This is a genomic window from Providencia sp. R33 (assembly GCF_019343475.1).
Lineage (GTDB): Bacteria > Pseudomonadota > Gammaproteobacteria > Enterobacterales > Enterobacteriaceae > Providencia.
The window spans coordinates 1,795,493-1,819,030 of the sequence record NZ_CP072453.1 but is presented as its reverse complement, the minus strand read 5'-3'; the positions used below and the strand labels follow the sequence as shown (position 1 = coordinate 1,819,030).

Below are 23,538 nucleotides of genomic sequence, written 5' to 3'. Positions count from 1 at the left end.
TTTTACTCATTCGATGCCTGACAAGCATCCACTTGGGGCATTAAACGAATTTCGACCCGGCGATTTTTCGCGCGTCCTTCTGCGGTGTTGTTGCTGGCAATAGGGTTAGCTTGCCCGTTGCCTTGTACCGCAAAACACGAAGGTGCGATGTCGCTGGTTTGTATCATCCAATCACGCACAGATTCGGCGCGTTGCAGTGATAGTTTTTGGTTGTTTACTGGGTTACCTGTGTTGTCGGTATAGCCCGAGACCACAATTAGCCAACCAGATTTTGCGCGGATATGGATCAGTGCATCGATTAACACTTTGGTTGCGCTCGGTTTTAATGTGTATTGGCCGACATCGAACAGCGATAGGCTGTCGAGGCTCACCATCTCAGAGGCCTCTTGCACAATGACGGGGGCAGGTGGGGCGGGAGGAGCCCAACTGCTCAGTAAAACGTGCAAGTGTGGTAATAAATAACTACCTTGGTATAAGGCCAGTGAATAGCCTGTAGGCACACCTTCTCGTTGCCAATGGGATAGCTGAACAGCATCGGTTTGAAGTTGTTGATAAGTCACTAGCTTTGGTGCTAGCGGCGTATCCGAAAGTTGAATAAACCGCGCGGTGTCTTCCCCTACATGGCGAACTAACTGGCGGTTATTGTGGTAACTGCCGCTTAAGGCGCCCACTAAAAACAGACCGCAGATAATCCCAACGGCACCCATTAAACGTTCATAGCGGTTCAGGCTGATATCGTGGTGTAAGCGTGTGAGTAAAATATCGGGCAGGGGCAAAAGTGGCACATTCTGCGTCGATGTTAGCGGTGCTAAGCCTGTTCTTCGCGTAATAAATTGCTGCCATGAATTATTTTCTACGCTGGTAATGGGAATGAATTGTATCGCCCAAGCGGAAGGCACTAGCTTACGCACACCGGCTTGTTCCACGGTTAATTGCGGGGTAAATACCTGTTGCAACCAATCCAGCAAATAATCAAAGCTCAACATGGTGTGGAGTTGTTGGTGCTCACTGGTAAAAAATTGCTGAACCCACTCAGATAGCGGTTGAACTAAACTGCCATTTTGCTCGACTTGAAATTCACGTTGGTGATTGAGTAATGTCAGCCAAGGGCGCTCTTCGTGTCGGTATTTTGCATAAGGGTCAGTCTGCTGAATGGGGGATAAATACAGCGAAACCCAAAATGGCAGATGAACGCCCGCTTTGCTGCGACTTTCGCTGATGGCACGTCGCCAATTAAGCATCTCTTGGGTCAATGTTTCTTGTAAAACCAGTTGCTCTGGTAATACAGCAAATAACACAGAAAGTTGCCCAAGCTGGACTGGCGCGGTTTCCACCACGGTTTGCGTCACATCAAGTAACATGGCGGGGGAGGTAATAGATACATACCACGCTTGGGACGTTTCGCGGTGGGTTAACCCGTTAGGAAACAAGGCCTCTGATTGCCCGCACACCAATACGATAGCTTGTTGGTATGAAGCAGGTGGTAACATCGTACTAACTTGTTTTTCAAGGATTTTGGAGTGTTGTTGCTGTTTAAAACGCCAATACCATGCAACGCCTGCGATAACAATAGCCAACGCGCTGAGAAACAGGGAAACAGTGTTTCCTAACGGCCAGAATCCCCAGACTAACCACAAAAAAAGCAGGGTTGCCAATAAGATGACCACGAATTTAATCGAGTTTTGCATCACTGTCCTTGGGGCATCCATTGTTGCAGTAAATGCTCGAGTGAGTTTGAGAAACCCCACCACATAGCGAAGATCACTACCGCCCCCGCCATCCAGCTAAGCCAATATAAGCGGCGGCGGCTAAAGCGCAGTTTCGGTTTTATGACCAAAGGCAGTTTAGATATGGACTGAAAGCGAGGGAGCAAGGCATTGAGCTGAACCACAATTTGCTCGCGCTCAGGGTGGTCGAGGCGGCGAAATTTCCCAACAAAACCTAAAGTTAAAATACGGTAAAAACAGGTCAGGGCGGCTTGGTTGGGCGCGGCTTCGGAGAGTAACCCTCGCAAGCGATCCCAAATTTGTTCACCTGCATCTAACGTATTGAAATAACGTGCTTGTAAAGGTGACTGAACCCATGCTTGGTAACCAAAATCATCTTTTTTGCGTTTCAAGACGCTTTCATCAAGTAAGGCGCATTGGGCATAGAGCATATGCTCTATGGTGCGCTCATCATACCCATGTTGAGTGAGCAATTGACGTGTATGATCAATAAGTTCACAAGCATGATGATAAAGATCATCACCGTTGTTGATCTGCACACCTTGCTGCAATTGGCACACCATTAGCCATGTATCGGCAAAAATATTGTCGAGGGTTTGTGTTGCTGTATTTTTACTCATGAATGAACCACCGCGAATAATTCAAGTTGGATATCCCCGAGCGTACTTGGGACATAAAACGAACAATTTCCTGACTCCAACATGGCAATACCCGCAGGGCTTGATAAATCAAGGGCGAAATATTGGTTTTCGAGTCGCAGTGGTAAGGCTGTCGGGACGTGGCTCAATGCACGCAGAGGAATACCATTTAGCGCAACATTCACCACATCGGCAACGTCATCAGCACTTCCAGCCTTACATAGCAATGGAAATTGTGTGGCTAACAAGTGTGTCGGTAGCGATGATCGAACAGACAAATAGAAATCCGCGCTATCTCGTAAACGACCATCATGCAGCTTGCCTTTCCAGAAAGGTTCTTGTTTGACAAGATCAATGGTGACAATGCGTGAGGGTAAGCTGGCCTCTAACAAGGTGTTGAGCAACATAAACAGCGGCGGAAAAACCGCTTCTGGTTTTGCATGTTGATATTCAGGAATGCTTTCAATGTGATGGTCGAGGGAAAATGTGAGTAACCCACCCGCCAAACGCACCAGTTCCCGATATAACATTTCAGGGTGGCGATTCAACGATGAACGTAGCTCATTAAGCACAGGCTCGGCGCTATTTAACGCATTGAGCAACCAAAACAGAGACACATCAGCCACCGCAAAATCTGCCATTTTTTCATTACTTTCACGGCGTAATGTCATTAAACGACGGCGTTTTGCCACTAAGCGATGCATAAACTCAGTGAGTAGGGCGACGAGTTCTTGGTTACCTTGGCAGCTTAACAGCGGCGGAATGAAGGTGGTGTCAAACACCCAACCACCTTGAGCATTGCGAACTAACCGTGCGACAGGGCAAGTGATGTAATGGCTGTTTTCATCATGCGCAAATCGTAGACTGACCGCATGGCGCAATACCGCAATATCGGTTTGCTCGTGGCCCACTAAATCCTGAACGTTGACCCACTCTTGTGCAAAACGACGCGGGCGATCTGCGTTCGCCTCGGATAATAAATTTCCGCCATTCGCTAGTAAAAGGGGAAGCGCGATAACAATATCTAACACTTGTTTATCAGCATGTTCACTGAGATCGACGACAGGCGGAAGGTTATCAGAAAGCGTGCTGTCAATCAGCGTACCATCTGGTAGGCGTACTACCATTTTCTGCGCACTGAGCCGTGAAATGGTTAACGCACTTTCGTCGAACTCGGTGCTGATCACCCCCCAAGGGGAGGCGATCGTCATACCGGCAACAACATCAGTAATGTGGCTATCCCAGCGGGCTTGCTGCTGAAATTGCTGAGGTGTCAAAAATGCACCATCAGTCCACAGAGGACGGTAGATTTTCACCAGACAGTCCTCTTACGCTTTTGCTTTTGGCATTTGTGAAACTAAAGAGAGATCAACATCCATGCCTTCAACTTGGAAGTGTGGAACGGCGTACAGTTTCACACGGAAGAAACCCGGGTTATCTTCAATATCTTCCACAACCACTTTGGCGTCACGCAGTGGGTGAGAGGCTTGTAAATCATCACTCGGGTCGGTCATTTCAGTGACTAGCCCACGAACCCAATTGTTTAACTCAAGCTCGAGTAAACGACGGTCTTTGGTGGTACCGATGTTTTCGCGCTGAATTAATTTTAAGTAATGGGCGATGCGTGATAACAAGAATATATACGGTAAGCGCGAGTTAATACGGCTGTTCGCGGTAGCATCGGCGGTATCGTAAAGCGCTGGTTTTTGCGTTGAGTTTGCGGAGAAAAAGCATGAGTAATCACGGTTTTTGTAGTAAGACAGCGGGATAAAACCGAGGTTAGAGAACTCAAACTCACGGGTCTCAGGGATCATTACCTCAGAGGGGATTTTTACCTGACTGCCAGTGCCTAAATCAAACAGATGAATAGGGAGGTCTTTAACCGCACCGCCTGCTTGTGGGCCACGGATCTGCACACACCAGCCATTGTTAACAAAGCTTTTGACCATATTTGCGGCAAAAGCAAAGGTTGCATTCGTCCACAAATATTTTTCGTGATCAGGGCCTTTGACTTCTTCAACATAGTTAAAACTGCGTACCGGTACAGTATCTGGGCCATAAGGTAGACGGCCTAACACGCGCGGCATGGTTAAGCCGATGTAACGCGCATCGTCAGAGTCACGGAACGCTTTCCATTTCAGGTATTCTGCACGGTCAAAATAGTTGCCAATATCTTTGATAGCCGCGACTTCTTCCATGGTGTCTTTTCCAAAGAATTTCGGGCCAACAGAGCCGATAAAAGGCATGTGGGCAGAGGCTGAAACTTTGGAAATACTGCGTAATAGGGCGATATCTTGCGCACTTCTGTCAAACTCATAGTTTGAAATCATCGCGGCGATTGGCTCACCACCTGGGGTGTCATATTCCGCAATGTAAGTGTGCTGATACAAACCGCTTTGAATGACCTCAGGGCTATCTTCAAAATCCTGACGTAAGTCGTCTTTTGAGACATCAAGGAGTTCAATTTTCACATTTTGGCGAAAATCGGTGCGGTCCACTAAGAATTTTAAGCCACGCCATGTGGATTCAACTTGTTGAAATTCAGTATGGTGCATGACTTCATCGAGTTGCTGGCTAATTTGTTTATCGAGCTCTGCAATATGGTGGTCGAGCAGGTTACGGTCTAAGCGCTCAACCTGTTGACCCGATGATTTTAAGCGGTCAAGAAACACTTGAACGGCAACTGTGACGCGCTCATCTGCGGTTGTATCAGCCAGTGCTGCGTTATCTTGGAACGCATTGATATCACTGATTTGTGTTACAGGGGTGAGGTTGATTTTTTCAAATAAAGAGGCGTAGATACCGTGGTTAGTTGTATCGTCCAGTACAGTTGTGGTGTTATTTGAGGTTGTTTCGTTATTCACTGACATCAGCATAATCCTGTGTTATATCCAAATTAGTCTTTTTTCGGGGCCAGTTGAGCCAGTTCTTCGCGTAATTCATCGCTTAACGTTGGGTCTTTAAGGATGTTTTCGAGTTCACGACGGAAAGTAACGTTATCGAGCAGATTGGATTTGAGGTCACGTAACAGGTTACGCATAGCCAACATGGCGCGAAGTTGAGGAATTTGGCGAGCCACTTGTTCAGGCTCAAAATCTTTCATATTTTTGAATGAGAGGGCGATACTTTCTTCTGTTCCATCCCCTGCAAGTGTATTTTTAACCGTGAGGTTGACGGTTGGATTATGTTCCGCTAATACGCTGTCAAAGTTATTTTTATTGATATTCACCTTTTCACGTTCAGATAAAGCGCGCGTATCTTGTCCGTGGCTATAATCGCCAACCGCTAATAACTTTAGCGGTAATTCAACTTTCTTTTGTGCTCCACCCGTGTGTAAATCTAATTTAATATTGACCCTTGCTTTTGGTACTTCATTTTGAAAACTGTCTGACATAAGAGAAATTCCTTTACTGATTCATGTATATTATCTGTTTAATATTGGTAAATTGTTGAGTTTAAATTATGTAAATTTGGCTTAGTTCGTTTTTATACTTATATGGCGATTGAAAATATAAATCAACTTTTCTTATCAATTTTCAGATAGTGATAAGAAAGGATTTTTTCGGATTAATAACGAAAGAGGGTGGATGAATGTCTTTATTTAACAAATGGTTGGTTGTATTTGTATATATAATATAATTGTCGAATAATTATTTTAATTAATTTGTAACATTAGATTTCAAGTGGTTTTAGAATAATAGATTAGAAAATTTACTCGTATAAAGGGTGTTTATAGGTTCCTTTATATGAAAAGAGAATGACTTAGCAAATATCTCTTATTAATTGTGAATCGATAAGTCTTTCGAGTAAGTAGAAAGGTAACAATACTCGGTATTATTTTTTAGTGTGAAAATTAAACAAAAGATAATATTAATTGTTTTGTTGTTTATTTTTTGCGCGGAAATATAAGGTGTAAAATTGGTCGTTACGCTTTATTGAAATATTTATAGATTTTTAATCTATAAATAATGTTATTTAAAATATAATTATTATGATTTTGGCGTAATAGTTGATGTTATTTATTTGCTCAGGCTAATACACTATTTATATATAAAAAACGATATAAAGTATATTTTAGATTTACCTATAGGTTTATTTATAGAGTGGTAGTAGATGGCTTTAATGGATACCCTGAAGATAAATTTTTGTCGGGGATCTTCGTTATATTTGGCATGGTTTTTCAAACTATCAATAAAAATGTCACTATTTTTACTGAAAAGTCTTACTTTCTTTGATAAGCGAATGAATAACTCGCTTGGTGAGTAAAAATGAATAGGTGTGCCGAATAGTAGAAATGAGGGATAGGCTTGAATGAGAAAAACATAAAGCTCACAGAGTGATGAGCTTTATGCTTGTTTTTGCGCTAAAAATCAGGCTTACACATTAAACCTTAATTGATGGCGTAATTGTTTGACTTATAATAATTTAATTCTAGGTTATTAGTTTTGTACTCATCGGTGTACTCATTTAGAACAAGGTGCCTGATAAAATAGTACGTATAAGATTATCAAAGTAAAACTACATTAGTATAAAATACTAATCTATTGCATAGAGTATAACATAATCTGACAGGCAGTTTGGTGCCATAAGCGGAAGTAGTTAACAAACATCAGTGTTGTTCAACGGGGAAAGGGTCACTTGATTTTTCTGCCCTCAGGAAATGAAAAAAGCGCGCCGGATCACGTCTGCTTCACGCGAGTGCGTTAATCCCGTAGCTGGGACGTTTTAACACCATTATGATGGCGGATATACTTGCTGTATGAAGGTTCCGCCAGTGATACCCGCCCAATAACTGCCTCGGGCGTTTCTTTTGTCAATTAGTGGTAATGAGTAGTGAATCGTTAACAGTTAAGCATTTGGACAATAGAGACATTAACGCCATCGTGAATCTAATTCGAGGATGGAAGGAGCCAAAACTGTCCTGGCCAGCAATTTGTGAGGAGGCAGAACCATTGGTCGGAAAGTTGCCGTCAAGACAGTCCCTTAATGCACATGAGGCAATAGTGACTGCCTATCAAACGAAAACAGAAGCGCTTAAAGGGCGGGGGGATCAAAAATCCGCGTCCAGCTAGTTTGAATATTGCTGCTGCCTGGATTGTCAATCTGGAAAGCGGAGTCGAAGAGCTTAAGGAAGAGAACCGGAGGTACAAACAGCAGTTTGCGATCTGGCAATACAATGCATACAAACATGGAATGACAGAACATCAACTTAATGGACAGCTGACAAAGATTGACCGTGAGCGTTCTGATGGAGAAAAAAGATAGTTATGGAGCGTGATGATCAAAATTATTTCTCTGCTAGTATGACGTGTCTATGCAAAGGTAATATAAATGAATCATTGTCATCAATTTATCACTATAGAACCGATGGTGAAAAACGTAAAGATAGATGGAAATGCAAACCGCATGAGTAGACTAGCTATTCATGACTTCTATATGGGTAAAACTTGAAACTAAGACCTAAAGCAGGGGGCGATAGAGGCTACAAGATTTGCAATCTATTCGAGAGTCAATAAAAATTAGGAAAAGCAGGCAGGAATAAGGTTTAAATGAGTATAGTAACCATGTGCAATTATAAGCGCGATAACTTTTTTCATAAGAGAGATATCTGTGGATAACAAAAATAAGAAAAAACTCAATAAGCAAAAAAATAGATTCCGTGGTTTAATTTCGGTTATTCGTTCTCGAAAATTTGAGAAAGCTGATGGAGTGGATAAATTAACTCTTTTTAGGAGAGGCGTTACCGAACATTACCTTGAGGTTCGTGAGGCGCTGGAACAATCTCAATATGAAGAGTATATAAATTGGGTTAACCATCAAATTAAGGAGAACCTCAAATCTTTCAATGATAAAGATATTGGGTTTACTGATCTTAAAGGTGTTTTTACTAAATCACCTAAAACAACCTTAATAAAAGAAGTGCAATGGATTACTGCTAGAGTTAAAGCGGCATCATCCGATATTAATTATTTTCGAATATTAGCAGATAGGATTGAAGATAAATTTATTAAAGGTGACTATGACTCATGCATTCTTATTCTGGATGATATAAATAAAAAAAATGGCTTTTCTTTATGGTCCATTCAGTTAAGAATAGCTCTTGAAAATTTAAGAGGAGGACTAGAAGCTCAAAAAAAATATACTTCAGAAGTTCGCTCTAAATTTAGACAAGGATTACTTAATTTTATTTCCTATCATACTAGTGTTCGTAATGAAGAGAAGACCACAACTCAAAAGTTTAAAGATGACATAATCAAAAGAATTGAGAATCATAAATATTTTGAAGGTTTTGTAAAAACTTATACTAAATATAAATTAACGTCAGAAATTCCATTGGATCATTCTTCACTTTCGGAAATACTGTGGGTATCTCAGAGCCATTCCCTTATAGATGTTTATGAGACGTTTATTGAAGTATTGCAGGCGTTGATAACGACTAATCTTTCCCATGAACTAAGAGAGGTTCTTTTTTCTGCGGTATCAAATTTAGATAATGTAATTGATTTTCGTCTTGATAAAATAAGGCTTCACCTAAATATAAAAGCTGGTTTTGAAGCATTAATACGGAGAGATACAAATTATCTTGATTTTCTGATAGATGAAAGACCAGATAATACAATAAGGAAATATATTAGAGCTGTATCTAAAGACAGTGAGTCAAAGTTGGATGTATGGGCTGTTATATATACAGCGGTAGCCTATGCGTGTTATGACAGTGAATTCCATTATAATGACAAAGATTTACTGCTACCAAGATTTTTAGGTAAGTTGCTTCAACGAGAATATAACTCAACAGAGGCATATCTTTTCCTCGAGAAGATGTCGATAAACATACTTGGCCTTCCAATAGGGCGAGGATTAAAGGATTTTATTAAGCAAATAAAAAGAAGTAAAATAGATCAACTATATCAACCTTGGATTATTGGTCTTAATAGCCAGTTCATAGGGTGTGAGGATTTCAAAGATAAGAGTTATTTTAACTTTTTTAGTGCTGAGCAGAATAATACATATATAGCATATTCATATCTTAATGGGGTATTACCAGAAAATAGTTCAAATAAAGTGGCTTTGAATTTTTTCAAAGCGATAAATAATGTTTCTTCAGGCAAATATGATACTGTGGAAGAGTATGTTAACTCTCTTAAATCTGGTGGATATATTAACTCTCTTGGTGCATTCACGTCCGCACTGGAGGTAAGCTATAGTCATCATATTGGCAATAAAAGAAAACTTATAGAGGTACTATCAAGAGAAGCTTGTAAATCTTCTTGTGCGAAAACATTATTACCAATTAGTGATGCAATATCTGGAATGAACTATGATGATTTTTCAGCATTAGATTATTCCATTTCTTCCGTAAATTGTTTGCATTTTCTTTGGCTTGAAGGATATAACGAAGAAAGAGAAGCTGAAGTTAGATTTGCTATTGAAATGTTATTAAAAAAATACGAGTGCGAGAAACCATCAAATCTAGTAGATATAGATTATAATTTTAATAAAGATGAGTTGGTTTATTTTTTAAAAGAAGTATGCAAGCCTTTCTTCATGGATAGCTTGAGGAGAGTGTTAAAAGACAATACAGAGGTGTTATCAGAACGACAAGAAATCTGTGCATCATTACGATTTATTGATGTAAGGAACTCTAGTATATATGCAGATGAAGTTATGGCCATAACTAATCAACAAGCAATGGAAGAAGGGCGATGGATAGTCGATACGTCTAGGATTTATGTAGATTTAGATGGATTAAATCGTTGGGCAAATGATGAGTTATCTGAAGATTATGCTCGCTTTAGAGATTTACTGGATGTCAATCTGGATATTGAAAAACACTTCGATGCGCTTTTAAATGATATTATTAATGACAACTCTTTTGGTAAGAATAATATATTATCTCAGGATGAGTCCGATGTAGTTTTACTTGATATATTTTCCCGGCTTTCTGATGAGTTCTTGAATAATCCAGTTTTTGGATTGGATTTTTATCTTAGTAAAAGGATCCGGCATCAGTCATTTATAGGTCTAATTAGAGGGCCTTTAGAGTTCTCACATGTTATTACTATGCAAGAGAATGATGTTTATCAAAATAATACATATTGGATGAGCAAGCTTTCATTCAATGATTATAAATCGCAACAAGAGGCATTAGCTTTATTTATTTCCTTCTCCGAAAATTTTGATAACTTACTTCTTAATGCAAAGGATAGAAAATTTCATATTCTTAGTAAAGAGTATCCTGAGGGATTGATTTACCCAACGTATAATGAAAATTTGTTCGAGATGATGAGGATAGTACCAAGGATAGAAGAGTCAGATCTATTAGATGATTTTCTTTTGTTAGCCTATCCTTTGCTGTGGGGTTCATTGGAACCTTCCCTTTTTAGTGCTAGAGCATATATCGATAGTGTGTTAAAAGATAATATATCTAGACTTATAGATGAACTAAAATATAAAATTCAGGAGTTAACTATAAGTAATGCTGAGCAGAGGGAGTTTATAGCTACTTTAAACTCTGCATCATCTGAAGTTCAATTATCTTTAGAGGAAGCTAAAAATTGGTTTAAAAGAAAAAATGATTCTGAGCTGACTAAGAAATTATTTGCACTCGAGCAAGTAGTTAAGATTGCCACAGAAAGTGCTTTGAAATGCCAGAAATCATTTGAACCAGTGATAGCAAATGATATTCATGATGGGGATGTATTGTTAACTGCTAGCGCGTTAGTTTTTGTTCATGATGTATTATTTGTAGCTTTGGATAATGCTAGAGCTCACTCTGGATTACAGAAACCTAAAGTAAAAATAGATGCACGCATAGAAGTGGACAATAAAAAATTAAGCCTTAAGATAGTAACTAGTACTGAGCGTTTTTCTAAACAAAGTAATCTAAAGAAAATTCAAGAAATTAAAACTGCAATAAATAATAATTCTTATGGTTCTAACTCCAAAAAAGAAGGCCGAAGTGGCTTTATTAAAATTGCAGCTGTAGTTAAGCAATCTAATAAGGGAAGTATAGATTTTTATTATGATGATAATTCGAATTTTGTACTAGAGGTGACATACTCCTTACTTGTAGAACGGGTACAAAAGGATGAGGTTGAATATGTGTAATAAGAAAATATTGATTGCTGAAGATGAAAAACCAAAAAAAGATCATGTGTCAAAATTTCTTACTGATAATTTTTACGCTGATCATTTATATTCATCGTCTGTAAACTCTACAATTATTGTTATCGAGGATGAAGAACCTGATTTTATTATATTGGATATGTCATTGCCAACTTTTGACCTTAGCGATAGGGCTAATGGAGGAAGACCACAAGGTTTTGGTGGTAAAGCAGTTCTAAGGCATATGAAATTAGCTAGAATAAAAATTCCAGTGATTATTTTGACTGGGTATGAAGTATTTAAATTAGATGAAGGCAATAAATTGGTGTCTGAGCATATGGATTTAGCGCAGCTTAAAGAAGAGTTGGTTTGTTTATTTCATGATAATTTTATCGATATAATACATTTTAGTTCAACTAATAATAATTGGCAAAAATCACTGCATTCAATGTTGAAAATTTATATACCAGAGGTTATTAAATGAAAATATTGATAGTAGATGATGCCTCATCACGTTATTCATTATTCATGGAGAAGGCTAAGGAGCTTGGTCTGGGGGATAATGATATTCATTTTTGCAGCTGTGTAAAGGATGCTAGAGAAAAGCTTGCTAAAGAATATTATGATCTATTAGTTTTAGACCTGCTTGTTCCTTATGAGTGTTATGAGATCGCTGATAACTCAAGGCATACTATTTCTTTATTAATGGCGTTGCAGCACGGCAGTGATTTAAAAAAACCAGGGCATATTATCGGAATCACATCTGATAAAGATGAAGCTATAAAGTCTGCTAGCCGTTTTGAGACTTATACATGGATGCTAATTGAATATTCACCTATAAACTTGTCATGGATGACAACTTTATTAAATTATATTCGCTATTTATTAGAAACTAGTAGCACAACTAACGTTCCATCGAAAGACAGTGTTGATGTAGTGATTGTATGTGCATTAAAATCACCTGAGTTTGAGGCGTTAATGCAATTGCCTTGGCATTGGGAAGAGTTCATGCCAATAAGTGAAGTTATTTTTATTAGACGTGGGTCTTTCTATTCTAACGGCCAAAAGATTACAGTAGCTGCCGCTCATGTAACTCGGATGGGGATGGTTTCGACAGCTATAACAGCATCTTATTTAATTAGCCATTTTCAACCTAAAATAATAGCTATGTGCGGTATTTGTGCGGGTGTTAAAGGGAAGGTAAATATTGGCGATATAGTATTTGCAGATCCTGCATGGGATTATCAAAGCGGTAAATTTATAAAGGAAGATGGAGCTGCTAAATTTTCCATCTCACCACATCAATTAGGACCGTCTCAAATGCTACGTTCATTTGCTGATGTTTTCTCGTCAGACAACGAGCTACTTATAAATTTGAAAAATAATATTGATGAATTAAATAACAGAGATGTCATACTTAAAATAGGTCCAATGGCCTCAGGTTCTGCAGTATTAGCAGATAGTGAAATTCTCGAAGCTATAAAATCTCAGCACAGGGATTTAGTAGCTGTTGAGATGGAGACTTATGGTCTCTTCTCTGCAGCATCATTTGCGATCCGTCCGCAGCCATTGTATTTTTCAATGAAATCGGTTTGCGATTTTGCGGATTCTGATAAAAATGATAATTTTCAATTTATTGCTGCGCGTACAAGTGCAAGGTGTCTCGGGCTTTTTCTTGAAAAATTTGGTAATAAAATATTAGGTGAGCATAATGCTTGATCAAGAATCACGTAATTTGGCTTTAGCTGAGGTAACTCATTTTTCATCCAAGGCAGATCATAATAAAAATGAGTCTTTGTTTTTTTTTAGCACTGCTTTATTCGGGTCATTATTAACTCCAATCTTTTTTACATTGGGTGATTCAGCTCTGTACTCTAAAATAATCCCTTCGTTGTTATCGGCGCTTTCAGCTTTTTCTATAAGTTGGTTGCAGTTACGGAAACCTCAACAACTGTGGTATTTATATAGGAGTTGTCAGAGAGATATTGAAAACCTTATTTTGAAATATGATTATGGAATAGTGCCATTTGATAATGCTGATTGCAAAAATGCCCAGAACTTTATTGCGCGATTAATTATCGTTAAAGAAAGGTCGCATACACACTGGTCTAAGTTAACTCCTTCTCTAGAATCAATAACCTCTAGTGATAATGGCGGAAAATAGTGGGCAATGTCTTAAGTCTCTTTAAGTGGAGCCTTAAGTTGATTAATGTTGACAATATTGAACTTAATCGGTGCAACGTAATTTAGCTCTGCGTTCTTGACTGTTCTCTCCATGATTTCTTCGTTTGTTTCCACAGAGATAACATGAACAATTGCATGGGGTATTATATATTTTCCCAACAACGCAGGGCGTTTTAATAAGTGCAGTCCGGTAGGATTTTCTCTTAATTTTCAATCGAACTATATGGTGACGTCGCCTGTCTCTATTTCTAACCATTTTATCTTTCTCCAGTTGTTGAACGCGGCGTCAAACCGCGCCTGTATCAATGAATGGAGATTGATTTCTGCTTTCTTCTTCATGTTCAATTCACGGTATCCATAAAATTAGCCCCTTGTCTCAAGTTTGGTGAACAGTTGAACTTTTCATAAACTCAAGATCAGCAGGTTTGTTCCTATATTTCTAATGCGACAGTGAGCTATATACTAACATCGTAGCTCTACCCGGATAAACCGTACTTTCGTTGATGCCGAAGCAGCTGAGCTGCTGCATCAGGCGTTCCTTGTTTCTAATCACCAGTTTTCTGACGTTCAGCGTACTTAGCCCCGTTTCTGGCAGGTTCACGTTTTCGCCAAATAAGAGGAACGCTCCAGACTGAGAGGAAATGCGGGCGTTGCTGAGCCTCCCTTTAACCAGAACGATTTTACTCAGATGTGCCGGATCGATAATGTTTTTGAAATAGGACTTCTCATCACGGATCAGATGAAGCAAATGCCCGCACTCTTCGGTGGCATTAAATTCCTGAGTCGCCAAGCTGGTATTCAGGTTGCTTTTGATACGTGATGGAAGCCGGGAAAGATTGGCTATACAACTTACGGTATCGGAGTCGAAAAACTTAATTTCACTTTTGGGTGCCGTTAATATAATGACGTTGCCATCAGTTTCATTTCCATCTTCATCTCATTTGATTTTGGAACACGCGAAATAGAGTGCGATAAGCGGGTTAGTTGAGACGTCAAGCAGGCGCGTGGGTAAGCCATAATGTTGCATGCGTACAAGCTTATCCAGCATATAGCGGTCATCTCTAAACTCAGCGGGTTGAACCGTCAGCAGCTCGGTAATCATATCCGATTCGTGATGTCGGTAGCGATAGTTACCCTGCGTATTTTTACGGAACAGCGAAGATTCTAACTGATAGCTGATGTCGGAGTGACCCCGGTAAAACACCTCTTCATTATTATCCTGAGGATGATTCAATATGATTTCCAGATATTGATTGATATCCGAAATTACCTCAAGGTCTTCATTATTGTCAGGTGCTTCAGTTTTAACCGAAGCGGAAGCTTCAGGGGCTAACACACTGAGACCTAATATACCGAAAAACTCTTTAACGTCTATATCCTTGACTGCTCAGAAATTTCTGCTCAGCCCGAAGCTGCCCAGCTCCAGCTTTCTGATGTATTCTTTTTCACTGGTTAAGAACTCTTTGCCGATGATACCGGTTAACTCATAGTTAAAAGCCAGAACTTTTTCCCGGTTTATAGTTGTTGCTCTGATGTTACTTATTCTTCCAATGCGGATATTGCTGTAATAACCGCCTGTATTGTCTTCCTCATCAACTTCAAACTCCGGCTCGTCATAAAAAAACCAGCAGTTCCTGAAAAAGCTGATAGGTTTTGCTGGTCAGGGGGGCAGTTTATTTCTGAGTGAGTCAGGGGTGGATTCAAAAAGCCGGGAAACCGGAAAAGACGCTTAACCGTTATTGTCAGAGAAAAAACTGTGATAATCGGGATTACCAACCACGATAAGATTCAACATGTATGTCATCCTTGCATGAATTACATTGCAATTTCATTATGCCAGAGCTGGTGGATTTTTAAACATTGCGTGACCTGTGCCCCGCTGGTTCACATAAAACGCTGTTAGCAATGTCTGCTTCTCGCTCAAACCAGACTGTCAGATTTAATTGTGCTAACAGCTTAACCGCTAGCACAATTCTGAATAACGTGAGGCTAAAGCTGGCTTTTACAATAAATCAAGTACCGCAAATAATCGCCACCATCCTCTTGTAGCCCATGGATCAACGGTTTCATGCTTTTATGGGGTAAATCAAGCTACTTGCCAATCCCTCTTGGCTGATGAATATTTTCCTCGTATAGGCTTTCCCATCCAGCCTCATTCGGCACCCATAAACCTTGCCATTCTTCTTGTGATATACGGGCAGCTTCCAACAAGGCTGATAACTAATTAGTCCATGTTGTCGTAGCACATCCAATGGGGTTTCAGGGAGAAGTGTGGCAAGAAAACGGTAAGAACTGGCGTTGTTGCGGAGTTTGTCCTGATAAATGTCATCGCTGTGGGTATCAATCAGGAATTAGAAAGGGGATACAAATTGGGTGTACCGCCCTTAATTCAAATTTTTTCTACCTAATATACCTAGACAAATAATATGCCACCATAAAATAGAAGCGAATATTATTGTTTATACACCCCATCCATAGCACCTTCCGCACCCATACCACATTGGCCTGAGCAGCCAAAATTTGTTTTAACTGTTATTTTGCCAACCTTATCCTTTGCAAATTCCATCTTACAATATTGCTCACCAAAATTACTATCCGTATTAACTAAAGCAGTTGCATTCCATGTATTTAAAGCACTATTCCTTTCCGTAATATAAGCCGTGCCTTCTGCTTCACAGGCATACATCTCAATACTGGCGTTAATATTAAAGTTGAATTTTGCCGCATCATTTTGGCTTGGTGTAATTTCTAACACGCCATGCTTACTATGATATTCGCTCGCAACTTGAAAGGGGGCATTAGCAGCATAGGCTGATGAGAGCGATATGACAGAAACGGTGATCAATAATGGGAATAATTTCATCAAATGTCCTTTTTATTCAAATGGTTTTGTTATCTGCTTGATAGATTATCAATTAAATGGAATTAAAACGTTGATCTTAATTCAGGATCAAAATATTGCTGTCGTCAGGTTGCTCCTGCAAAGGGTTGCATTCGCTAAATTAGCATTGGTTAATACCGCATTGTGTAAGTTTGCCTGCGATAAATTCGCGTTGCTGAGGTTGGTTCCCATTAAATTAGCTTCTGTGAAATTAGCGTGAGAAAGGTCAGCAGCAAACAAAATTGCACCCTGTAAATTAGCCCCTGTTAGATCGGCCTTCGTGAGGTTGCAGTGAGTTAAGTCTGCATAGCGTAAATCAGCATATTGCAATGTGGCATGTTTTAGGTTCGCGCCTGATAAACAGGCGTGTTGCAGTTGGGTATGTGACAAGTTAGCTTCCACAAAATCTGCAATACTCATGTTTGCATAATTTAAGGCGGCGTGGCTGAAATTAGCTTGCGAAGCCTTTGCTTTCCATAGGTTGGCATGAAATAGGTCACTATAAGATAGGTCAGTACGGAACAGGGTCGCTTGCCATAAATCGGCATGACGTAAAGTGTGTTGTGTCAGTACCGAATGAGACAAGTCACATTGACTAAAGTTTTTGGGTTTATGCAGGAAGTCACCAATTGCCGGTAGGTTTTCTTTCATTGGGTCACTGTACGGGAAAATAAAATCGTTGCCTTGAAGCGTAAGGGGCTGTTGAGGACGTTTTATTTCATGTTCCTGATGTGCTTTGACCTCATCAAGCTTTTGCACCTCCAGTAATGTTGAATAGAGTTGATAGAGTATTTCCCGTGAAGTCTGGGATAGCGGGGGCTTAAGTTGAAGGTAAAGTGCCTGAAAGTAGCACATTAAATCACTATCATCGAATTGGCTGCTGATAGCCAGAGGGGCATTTGGCACTGTCTTGTCCTCCATAAAAATTAAGAGTGGGGTTAATGAATATATCTCGTTTAGCCATTCAATTAACCCTGACAGTATATATCTCGTATCAGGAAATTAAAATCACTTCCCTTTGTTGCTCATGTACTCACTGACTTCTTTGAGAACCCAATTAAGCATATCTTGTTGCTTTTCTTCGGGAACGCTGAGATAAAGCTGCTTCCACAGATTATAGTGTTCTCCGTGTTCCGTTTGTTGAGGTTTCTCTTGCGTTGGCGCTTCAGGAAGTGGCTTATCTTTTAAACTGATGTGATAGAGAAAGCCCTTCCGCTGAGGGTTCTTCTTACTCAGTTCGGGATAACTTTGGGTCAAGCGTTGCAGTCGCATGCGTGCACCTCGCGCCGTGGTGGGAAAGTTATCACCTAGCTTCGCAAATTGCTCCGGCGTGAGCCATTCTTCATCGTACCCGCCATTTAGTTCTGAAAAGGGGGCTTGCGGGTTTATTGAAACGTCTTTTGACATGCTGTTATCCATCCTATTGAACAATAAAGTAAATAACAGAATGGTTAATAAATACTTACAACACCACAAAAGGAAGTTCTTGATAGTTCCTTTGTGTTGAGTTATAAGTATCACTGTCATGTGTTAACCAATGGAGTTATTACTTTGTCTAACCTTGTAGCATCTCAAAAAAAACGCCGAAAAGGAAGTGTCACTGATTGGCACCGTGCGGATATCGTGGCGGCTTTGCATAAGAAAGGTGTCACATTAGCACAATTATCTCGTGAGCATGGCCTTTCTTCTCGGACGCTAAATAATGCGCTAGAGCGAGCGTACCCAAGAGCTGAGCAAATTATTGCGGATGTGATTGGCACGACACCGGAAAAAATCTGGCCGAGCCGTTACCAACCGAAAAGAATCAGGTTATTAGGGGTGGAAAATGGCAACGACAATTAAAGATGTCATTGATACATTTGAATATTTTTTTCATTCGCTTTATCGGCAAGAATTTACCAAAACGCTTCCTCTAAATACATATAGTGAACGCGAATTATTGCCGTTAGTTCGTTGTTATTTATTAGGGTGCTTTGCTGATGATGTTTCTCCTGAAGTGCAAAGTGCATTACCCGGGACGTTGTCCGGTCAGGGGTACATTGACTTCGTTATTGATGATGTTGCCGTCGAATTTGCTGTCCGTAAGCCAACCGCCGCTCGCTCGAATGTCTCGGCAACAGTGAATACAACGGAAATAAAGAAGCTCATGAAGTTTCAAGGTAAAGCGCTGTTAGTGTTATTTGATTTTTCAGCAACACCTTATAACGAAGCACAAATAGACGCATTTAGGGCATGGCCTTCATTGGGGAGAGGAAATCATAAGAAATCTGCATTTAATGTTGCTTATTTTTATCTCTCACCAAAGAGGCCAAGAACAATTGAAAAAATTGTTAAAAACATTCGTATTTCATAATGGATAAATAGTAAGGTAATCACCATGTCTTCAGAAGAAGAAAAAATCAATCAAACTAAGCCGCTCACACAAGAAGAGCAAATTAACGATTACAAGAGAATGGTTAAGCATCGCTTGATGACGGGGTATTATGGATTAGCCAAAACCTTTTGGCTGTTTTGGTTTCTGCCTATTTTTTTGCTGAATATTTGGGAAGCGATGAGTAGCAGTACGGGCACAATATTACGTATTGATATAGCCACCTTAGTATGGAGTGCATTTTGTTTATTTTGTGCCAGCAAAACACAAGGTAGGCAGGTTTGGAAGGTAATAGCGTTGATTGTGATTGCGTGTGATGTCATCTTATCTGCACTTGCTTTGATAGCATTTTTCCTATAGGTAACCACAAGATGCTAAAACGAAGAGTTTTACCGATAACGTTGTGTATGCTGTTTGGTTTGCTGGTGGGATGTGACACGAAAACACCGAATTGCAGCAGCGAAGAAACGCGAGCACTTGTTCAGCAAGTTGCATTGAGGGAGTTAGCGAGAGTACCACAGGATAGCTTGGATTCATTGCAGATCCGTTTGAATGCAATACGGACTCAATCTCATGATCAAGAACAGGACAGTTACTCCTGTGCGGCAGACCTAACATTTACACGTTTTGATCGAATTTATTCAAAACCCATTGTCTATACTGTTCAGATGGTTGATAACGAGCAGCAATTTTATGTTCAGGTCTACGGGCTTTAATTCACCTAAATAAGCTTCAAAAGGGATAGGGGAGCACTCTCCTATCTCTTTCCTCGTTGCATCTTTCCACGTTATTGCATGTACATTCTCCTGTTATCGAATTCCATTACTGATTTAATGTAAGGCATTGATTAATAATGCATTGTTGTTGATTTTGTTCTGTTTTAAGTGTATAATGGTTACAGTGGCGAGCTAACCCCATTTTTAGCGACATTTGGCTCGATGATCACCATTCACTCTCCATATTCACTTATTTATCAAGGAATTATCATGACAATTATTCAGTCAGGGCTTCGCTTGCCCATTAATCCAGCATTAGTGACACTGTTATTACAGGAAATTCAGCAATCGCCTCCACCTAAACCCGTCTTCAATGCCATTGTTCTCAACTTTCGAGATCCCGGTTATTCACCGGAAAGTGGTGGGTTCCACCCAGTTGAAATCAGGCTCGTTCAACTCGATAATATTTGGCATTACGATTACATCACCGATTTTGCCTACATGGGGGCTATTTACCCTGAACTCGAAAAAGAGTTTGATGTGTGTTGGCCGCAAGGGTATCTCTACCATTTTGCGTTGGGCGATGTTGATGAGCAAGCCGGGGCTGAATTTTTCACTTTATGGCAGCGAAACTTTATTGAGTATTATCACATGGGTTGTTACAAGGTGAGCACCGAATGGCAACAAGACTGAAGCCTTTGAACTGAACGATACGTTTGATGCATTAACACACGAATAAACACCGAAATTTCTTCCACCAGCGCTGGTGTGTTTATTTATCATCACAAGTAACAACATTAAAGTGACGATGAGATATGACACAACCTGACCTCCTTCCTGCCAAGCAAGGCCAGCTCGATGGCTTATGTGGTATCTACAGCATTGTGAATGCCCTTAACTGGCTGTATGGCAAAGGCATACGCCGCCGCAGACTCTTTCGCTACCTACTTGAACAATATCACCAACATTGGTCTGTACTTGACTGTATCACTGACGGTATTTGTGAAATCGAGATGGATTACTTGCTGAGTACCGTGAAACGCTATAACACAAAAACAAAATCGTTGAATATCAGTATGCCCTTTCGTTATCAGCGAGGCCTTAGCAGTCACCGAATATTGCAGATCTGTCAGCAGTTTCTTGATGCACCGGCAAGTCAACGGTCGATTATTTTGTGTGACCCGCATCATTGGTCAGTCATTACCCACATGACGAATACTGAGGTGCATTACTTTGATAGCTGCGACCAACAGGCGGTAGCCCGTGACCAATTTATGGTAAAGGCACATGCACGGCGCACTCAATTAATCCCCTCGGCAATTTATTGGTTAGATAGTAGTGAACGATAAAAATAGGGGGCATGGGCTTGCCCCTAGAAAAATAAGTGATAATACTGGGAACCGACCTCTTTATTATGCTCGTAGGATAAGCAAACACACAAGTAGGTACCATACTTTTCATAGTTAAAGCCTATTACAATAATATTTATTTTTCCATTTTGTCTATTTTATCGATAACAGTTTTGGTATCCAATAAATTTAAAATATCTTTCGATGTCCACGTATTTTTATCTCTTTTATCAAAATAGTTATTTAATAAATATGCCGGAATAAGATGGTTTCTATTTGTCATTTTATTCGCAATTAAATCTAATTTTTTTTCTAATTTTTTTTTTATTTTCACCATCTTTGAGTGATTCAAAATCCTTTCTAAGAATAAATATTTTATTTTTGGAAACACACTCTTTCCAAACGGCTTTAAATGCTTTTATTAATAATTTTGTATTTTCTTTTTTAGGTGTAATGATCGCAGTAATATAATAATAATCAATTATATTCATAATTGTCTGGCTGAATATTCTTCCTGTTTTTTGTTCTCTTGTCATCATATCACTATGACCGAAATTAACGCTTATTTCTCTTAATCTATTTTTCACATAGTCATGCATATTAATACTAAATTCTTTACCGAGACTTTCTTCTTTATTAGCTCTACTCATTTGTTTGGGCGTTTTTTCTTTATGACCTTTAGTTGAAGCTATATTTGATGTTTTTTTGATACTAGTTTTAGTTGTTTTCATTTTCCCTCCTTATGACTGTCATAGGTTTTTTAACTATCATACCGCATAAAAAAATTAACTCAATTATGACCGTCATAAAATTCAATGAATACAGTTTTTTTGACAGTCATTGAAGGGGTGTTAACTATGACTGTCACTGTTTTACCAGTAACGTTTTCTTTGCTCTATGACTGTCATGTTGGGGTGTTTTTATAGTGTTGTAAATACTTTCCGCATCATGTGATGTGCAAACCATGAAGGAAAGCATAATGGAAAACAAACAATTTTTAACGCTGGCTGAAGTCTTAATAATTTGTTCAATTTCGCGGGCAACACTTTATCGTTGGATTAAATTAGGTGAATTTCCTGCTCAATACCTGTTAACCCCATCAGGACGCACAGCTAGGTGGAAAACTAGCGAAATAGAGCAATGGTGTGCTCTATGCATGAAGAAAGGGGGGCGTTAATCATGTCTTTCTATAAGCCTGCTACAACCCCTCCAAATGAGCCAATATGGGTACAGAACAATATAGCAATGATAAGTAATGGAGGTAGCTATGACTATCTCTAAAATACAATTGGATAATTTGAATAAATCCATTCTAGTCAGCAAGGTTAATGATAATTATCAGATGAAGCACAGGTTCGACAAGTTAAGTGTGGTCGGTAATATTCAAAGTAACGAATTGGCTATTTTTTATAATAGATTAAATCAATTAAAAAGTGATGAGGATTATATTATTAAACGGGATAAATCTAAAGGTGATGGTATAAAGAGCTTATATTCCCAGCAAGTTTCAATAAGAAGTCTGTATAATAAAAAACAGGTGTTAGTGATTAATTATATTCCCACAAAAATGGATTTAACAAAGACAGATGAATATAAAGGACGGGGGGCAATAAGAGTAGAGGTGAGTCCTCAACATTATTCAGCTGAGGACATGACTAAATTAATTGTTTATTTAGGGAAAAATAAACGACTTGGTAAATATGTTTATCAATTATTAAAGACAGCATGGGTGACCCGTATTGATTATGCATTAGATATCTATAATATGCGCCTCTCCGATTATCATATTGGTTTTCTGGCGGCACGTTCAGGTGAGCGTTATCCCAATGAGGGGGAGCTGCAGGGACAGAAATTGGGTAGTGATGAATCAGAACATCATTTGTCTTGTTATGAAAAGCTTGACGTAGGAGAAGACCTCGTTTCGTTAAACGCTTTACCTGATGATGAATTGCAGCTCAATGTCGCTAATTGGCGTGACATTCGGCATTATCGCCAATTCTTACGTCTAGAAGTTCGGTATAAGCCCAGAAAGAAAAAGCTTTTGTTACGGAACCTTCACAGTCTTCATAACCTACTGGAACGGGTACGGTTTTACAACAAGCCACTGCTTGCCAAGAACGGAGACTTAGAGTGGGAGGCATTGCTATCGGTCATGACATTGCCCGAGTTACGTAAATATATCAAGAAACTGTATCCTAAAAAAGAAGCAGATAGGCTAATTGACTGCTTTGTTGATAGTTTGGAAAGCAATCAGGTGGATATCTTCAATAAAGATGATCTTTGGTGCGATCTGCATTTATTGATTGATAAATTGGGTATTTTAGGTAAGCCGCAATATTGGCAGTTAAAGCATCGACAAAGGTGGCTTAAAAGTCAAAAAGTACGGGTTAGGCCAAGAATAAGGCGCAGACGCATAATCATGTAATCCACGGGCAGGGGCACTTCAGCACGACGGAGTGCCCTTTATTGTACCACTTGTTAGGGTGGGGCAGGATGAAAAACAACGTCAGATTGCAGTAGGTGTGGTTATTCCGTCAACCGATGGCAAGGTAACTCGTTTTGGCAAA

General features: G+C 39.5%; 23 protein-coding genes. 12 read left to right on the top strand and 11 right to left on the bottom strand.

Annotation, left to right across the window (positions count from 1 at the left end):
• Window positions 1-2: 2 nt before the first annotated feature.
• Genes J6836_RS08560 through tssB form a run of 5 tightly spaced genes read right to left on the bottom strand, consistent with a single transcriptional unit; the run spans window position 3 to window position 5,759 of the window.
• Window positions 3-1,688 (bottom strand): OmpA family protein, encoded by a 1,686-nt coding sequence (locus J6836_RS08560; protein ID WP_255586359.1) that lies wholly within the window; start codon window positions 1,686-1,688, stop codon window positions 3-5.
• Complete coding sequence (tssL, locus tag J6836_RS08555) at window positions 1,688-2,347, bottom strand: type VI secretion system protein TssL, short form (protein ID WP_219248507.1); 660 nt, start codon at window positions 2,345-2,347, stop codon at window positions 1,688-1,690. The genes J6836_RS08560 and tssL overlap by 1 nt, the downstream gene beginning before the upstream one ends.
• Window positions 2,344-3,681 carry a type VI secretion system baseplate subunit TssK gene (gene tssK / locus J6836_RS08550; protein ID WP_219248505.1) on the bottom strand — a complete coding sequence of 446 codons (1,338 nt, stop codon included), beginning with the start codon at window positions 3,679-3,681 and terminating at the stop codon, window positions 2,344-2,346. The genes tssL and tssK overlap by 4 nt, the downstream gene beginning before the upstream one ends.
• A 12-nt stretch (window positions 3,682-3,693) precedes the next feature.
• A complete protein-coding gene (gene tssC / locus J6836_RS08545; protein ID WP_219248503.1) occupies window positions 3,694-5,241 on the bottom strand; it encodes a type VI secretion system contractile sheath large subunit in 1,548 nt (515 codons plus the stop codon).
• A gap of 20 nt (window positions 5,242-5,261) precedes the next feature.
• Window positions 5,262-5,759, bottom strand: a complete 498-nt coding sequence (gene tssB, locus J6836_RS08540; protein ID WP_219248501.1) for a type VI secretion system contractile sheath small subunit — start codon at window positions 5,757-5,759, stop codon at window positions 5,262-5,264.
• Window positions 5,760-7,975: 2,216 nt separating this feature from the next.
• Here tssB and J6836_RS08535 point away from each other — a divergent pair.
• Genes J6836_RS08535 through J6836_RS08520 form a run of 4 tightly spaced genes read left to right on the top strand, consistent with a single transcriptional unit; the run spans window position 7,976 to window position 13,634 of the window.
• Window positions 7,976-11,473 (top strand): hypothetical protein, encoded by a 3,498-nt coding sequence (locus J6836_RS08535; RefSeq protein ID WP_219248499.1) that lies wholly within the window; start codon window positions 7,976-7,978, stop codon window positions 11,471-11,473.
• Window positions 11,466-11,954, top strand: a complete 489-nt coding sequence (locus J6836_RS08530) for a hypothetical protein (protein WP_219248497.1) — start codon at window positions 11,466-11,468, stop codon at window positions 11,952-11,954. Before J6836_RS08535 ends, J6836_RS08530 begins: the two co-directional genes overlap by 8 nt.
• Window positions 11,951-13,189: a 5'-methylthioadenosine/S-adenosylhomocysteine nucleosidase family protein gene (locus tag J6836_RS08525; RefSeq protein ID WP_219248495.1), complete on the top strand. Its 1,239-nt coding sequence runs from the start codon at window positions 11,951-11,953 to the stop codon at window positions 13,187-13,189. The genes J6836_RS08530 and J6836_RS08525 overlap by 4 nt, the downstream gene beginning before the upstream one ends.
• Window positions 13,182-13,634 (top strand): DUF4231 domain-containing protein, encoded by a 453-nt coding sequence (locus J6836_RS08520; protein WP_219248493.1) that lies wholly within the window; start codon window positions 13,182-13,184, stop codon window positions 13,632-13,634. The genes J6836_RS08525 and J6836_RS08520 overlap by 8 nt, the downstream gene beginning before the upstream one ends.
• A gap of 459 nt (window positions 13,635-14,093) precedes the next feature.
• Here the strand turns inward: J6836_RS08520 and J6836_RS23165 are convergent, their stop codons facing one another.
• The 5 genes from J6836_RS23165 to J6836_RS08500 all read right to left on the bottom strand — a co-directional run bounded on the left by J6836_RS23165 (window position 14,094) and on the right by J6836_RS08500 (window position 17,942).
• On the bottom strand, window positions 14,094-14,444 hold the full coding sequence (locus J6836_RS23165) for a hypothetical protein (RefSeq protein ID WP_255586358.1): 351 nt from the start codon (window positions 14,442-14,444) through the stop codon (window positions 14,094-14,096).
• Between the two features lie 147 nt (window positions 14,445-14,591).
• On the bottom strand, window positions 14,592-14,990 hold the full coding sequence (locus tag J6836_RS22725) for an FRG domain-containing protein (RefSeq protein WP_255586357.1): 399 nt from the start codon (window positions 14,988-14,990) through the stop codon (window positions 14,592-14,594).
• A gap of 1,116 nt (window positions 14,991-16,106) precedes the next feature.
• Window positions 16,107-16,517 (bottom strand): hypothetical protein, encoded by a 411-nt coding sequence (locus J6836_RS08510; protein ID WP_219248491.1) that lies wholly within the window; start codon window positions 16,515-16,517, stop codon window positions 16,107-16,109.
• Between the two features lie 87 nt (window positions 16,518-16,604).
• Window positions 16,605-17,441 (bottom strand): pentapeptide repeat-containing protein, encoded by an 837-nt coding sequence (locus J6836_RS08505; protein WP_219248490.1) that lies wholly within the window; start codon window positions 17,439-17,441, stop codon window positions 16,605-16,607.
• A 102-nt stretch (window positions 17,442-17,543) separates the two neighbouring features.
• A complete protein-coding gene (locus J6836_RS08500) occupies window positions 17,544-17,942 on the bottom strand; it encodes a hypothetical protein (RefSeq protein ID WP_219248488.1) in 399 nt (132 codons plus the stop codon).
• Between the two features lie 144 nt (window positions 17,943-18,086).
• On the opposite strand from J6836_RS08500, the gene J6836_RS08495 reads away from it, so the two are divergent.
• The 6 genes from J6836_RS08495 (at window position 18,087) to J6836_RS08470 (ending at window position 20,971) form a co-directional block, all read left to right on the top strand.
• A complete protein-coding gene (locus J6836_RS08495) occupies window positions 18,087-18,377 on the top strand; it encodes a helix-turn-helix domain-containing protein (RefSeq protein WP_219248486.1) in 291 nt (96 codons plus the stop codon).
• The gene (locus J6836_RS08490) at window positions 18,361-18,888 is read left to right on the top strand and encodes a hypothetical protein (protein WP_219248484.1); all 528 of its coding nucleotides are present in this window, start codon (window positions 18,361-18,363) and stop codon (window positions 18,886-18,888) included. Before J6836_RS08495 ends, J6836_RS08490 begins: the two co-directional genes overlap by 17 nt.
• A gap of 24 nt (window positions 18,889-18,912) precedes the next feature.
• Window positions 18,913-19,266 (top strand): hypothetical protein, encoded by a 354-nt coding sequence (locus J6836_RS08485; RefSeq protein WP_219248482.1) that lies wholly within the window; start codon window positions 18,913-18,915, stop codon window positions 19,264-19,266.
• Between the two features lie 11 nt (window positions 19,267-19,277).
• Window positions 19,278-19,622 (top strand): hypothetical protein, encoded by a 345-nt coding sequence (locus J6836_RS08480; protein WP_219248480.1) that lies wholly within the window; start codon window positions 19,278-19,280, stop codon window positions 19,620-19,622.
• Between the two features lie 270 nt (window positions 19,623-19,892).
• Window positions 19,893-20,315, top strand: a complete 423-nt coding sequence (locus J6836_RS08475) for a DUF2787 family protein (protein ID WP_219248478.1) — start codon at window positions 19,893-19,895, stop codon at window positions 20,313-20,315.
• A 122-nt stretch (window positions 20,316-20,437) separates the two neighbouring features.
• Window positions 20,438-20,971, top strand: coding sequence for a hypothetical protein (locus J6836_RS08470; protein WP_219248476.1), 534 nt, complete (start codon window positions 20,438-20,440; stop codon window positions 20,969-20,971).
• 284 nt (window positions 20,972-21,255) lie between these two features.
• On the opposite strand, the gene J6836_RS08465 is transcribed toward J6836_RS08470, so the two are convergent.
• On the bottom strand, window positions 21,256-21,702 hold the full coding sequence (locus tag J6836_RS08465) for a hypothetical protein (protein WP_219248474.1): 447 nt from the start codon (window positions 21,700-21,702) through the stop codon (window positions 21,256-21,258).
• Between the two features lie 248 nt (window positions 21,703-21,950).
• Here J6836_RS08465 and J6836_RS08460 point away from each other — a divergent pair, with 248 nt between their 5' ends.
• Both J6836_RS08460 and J6836_RS08455 read left to right on the top strand, forming a co-directional pair.
• Complete coding sequence (locus tag J6836_RS08460; protein WP_219248472.1) at window positions 21,951-22,148, top strand: helix-turn-helix transcriptional regulator; 198 nt, start codon at window positions 21,951-21,953, stop codon at window positions 22,146-22,148.
• Between the two features lie 90 nt (window positions 22,149-22,238).
• Entirely contained in the window at window positions 22,239-23,396 is a 1,158-nt protein-coding gene (locus tag J6836_RS08455; RefSeq protein ID WP_219248470.1) for a hypothetical protein, read from the top strand.
• Window positions 23,397-23,538: the final 142 nt, after the last annotated feature.